Here is a 704-nt window from a genome sequence, read left to right as displayed (position 1 = left end):
GATAGTCGATGCCAACGCCTTTGAGGGCAGGGAAGGTGCGTTCAATCGCAGGTCTTAATTCAGCAGCTATATCTCGTGAAGGCTTGCCGCTATAATTTGCGCCACCTCCGAATAGGAGACGTTTGTCTGCTGTCATGCGGTAATAGTCGAGCACGAAACGACAATCATACACAGCAAGATCTTTCGGGTTTATTTGCTCAGCTAACTCGCCCAAGGGCTCAGTAGCAACAATACCTCCTGCCGCCGGGAAGATCTTTCCACTCATTTTGCTACGTTGAAGACGATGATAAGCGTTGCCGGCTAACAAGACGGTATTTGCTGTGACGACACCATTCTCGGTAATAACTTGAGGGCGTTGGCCCTGCTTGATGTCCACAACCAGTGTGTTCTCGAATATTTGTACGCCTAGTTGTTGAGCCGCAGCAGCTTCTCCCAAGCATAGATTGAGAGAATGCAGATGCATGTTCTTTTTATTGTAGAGCGCGCCGTGATAGATCTCTGTCTCTAGGTAGTCAGGAATATCGTTCTTCAGTAGAAGCTTGACCTGGTCTCCCATGCCATTTGCGAGAGCTAAGTCGTAACTTGCTTGGAGTTCTTTCATGTGGCTTGGTTTATAAGCTGCATGTAAATGGCCATATTTCAGGTCGCAATCGATATTATATTTTTGAACGCGTTCTTTAATGATGTCATGACCACGCCAACGC

General features: G+C 47.2%; 1 protein-coding gene. It reads right to left on the bottom strand.

The window, feature by feature from the left end:
- The coding region (locus tag A3738_RS28430; protein WP_156504566.1) for an FAD-binding oxidoreductase at nucleotides 1-704 on the bottom strand (704 nt) is incomplete at both ends.

Source organism: Oleiphilus sp. HI0066 (assembly GCF_001635725.1).
The sequence above is the reverse complement of the archived record's forward strand: the minus strand, read 5'-3'. Positions and strand labels throughout refer to the sequence as shown.